This is a genomic window from Syntrophales bacterium (assembly GCA_030018935.1).
In the GTDB taxonomy this organism is placed as follows: Bacteria; Desulfobacterota; Syntrophia; order Syntrophales; family CG2-30-49-12; genus CG2-30-49-12.
The window spans coordinates 1-1,544 of record JASEGZ010000085.1 but is presented as its reverse complement, the minus strand read 5'-3'; the positions used below and the strand labels follow the sequence as shown (position 1 = coordinate 1,544).

Here is a 1,544-nt window from a genome sequence, read left to right as displayed (position 1 = left end):
CGCCCCGAATACGCCCGAATACGCCGAAACGGATTTTCCGATGATGCCCGCGTTATCGGCACGGATACCAAACAAAAACCCGCGCGCCTGTTGATCGTGGACGGCCAGCAACGGTTAACATCCCTATAGGGGAGTAAACGGAACGGTTCTATTAAATTTTGCCCGCCACGGCAGATAACATCGGCTAAAAGATTGACATTCAAGTGCTAACGCACTTCTTTTAGCCCGTGTGCTGTGAAATTGCGCCCCTGAAAACCGTTGTAAAAAGCGTAGCGGCATTTTGCGTATCAAGGGGTAAACAAAAAGGAGAGAGTGATCCTTAGATAGGGTAATATTTTTATGCTGGAAATCAAACCGAGCGGTAGTTTGCAGGCAACGGTGAAGGTACCAGGATCGAAGAGTTACACCCAGAGGGCACTCGTCATCGCCGCTCTGGCAGAGGGGAAATCCTTTCTGCAAAATGCCCTCATCTCGGAGGATACACGGTATCTGATGGGGGCTCTGCGTTCCCTCGGTACAGGGATCCTGATATCCGGTGAGGATCTTATCGTTACGGGAACAGGGGGGTATATCGAAAATCCACATAAAGAAATTTTTCTGGGGAACAACGGCACCGCCCTGCGCTTCTTAACGTCGCTGGTTGCCCTCGGGAGGGGAGAGTATGTCCTCACCGGTGACAGCCGCCTCTGTGAGAGACCGGTTAAGTCCCTTCTGGAGGCTTTAAAGGCACTTGGTGTCTCCGCTCATAGCGGGAAAGGAGATGAATATCCACCCGTGGTAATTGAGGCAAATGGTATCCGGGGCGGCAGTGTAACATTGACCGACGTGGAAAGTAGCCAGTATGTCTCCTCGCTTCTCATCAGCGCCCCTTACGCTGAGGGGGATGTTAGTATACAGTTGAAAGGTCGTACAGTCTCTCTCCCCTATGTTGACTTGACCATAGAGGTCATGGAACTTTTCGGTATAGAGGTTACAGGAAGGGAAACGGGCAATTATTACGTAAAGTGCGGGCAACGATATGTTGGTCAAAGGTACCGTGTCGAAGGGGATGTCTCCAGCGCTTCATACTTTTTCTTGGCTGCAGCCCTCTGCGGCGGGAGGGTCAGGGTACTGAACATAAATCCCCATAGCCAGCAGGGAGACATGAGATTCCTTCGTATTATGGAAGACCTTGGCTGTTCCGTATTGTGGGGTGACATGTGTGTTGAGGTCTCGGGAGGTAAGTTGCGCGGCGGGGAATACGTGGCCGATATGGGCGATATGCCTGATATGGTGCCGACAATGGCTGTTTTGTCGGCATTCAGACCCGGGCGAACCGTGATTACGAATGTCTCGCATTTGCGGCTCAAGGAAAGTAATCGTATTGCAGCACCGGTGAATGAACTGAGGAGGATGGGCATTATCGCTGAGGAAACGGATAACGGCCTCATTATTACTGGGGGAAAACCGCACGGTGCCGAGATAGAAACATACAACGATCATCGGATTGCCATGAGCTTCGCTGTGGCAGGGCTTGCCATACCGGGGATCAGGATTAAAAACAG

The 1,544-nt window shown here is 51.6% G+C and carries 1 protein-coding gene; it reads left to right on the top strand.

Features of this window, described 5'->3' with window-relative positions; all coding sequences use genetic code 11:
- Positions 1 to 339 precede the first annotated feature (339 nt).
- Positions 340 to 1,544, top strand: a 1,205-nt coding sequence (gene aroA / locus QMD03_10005) for a 3-phosphoshikimate 1-carboxyvinyltransferase (protein MDI6777544.1), incomplete at its 3' end; no start/stop codon positions are given.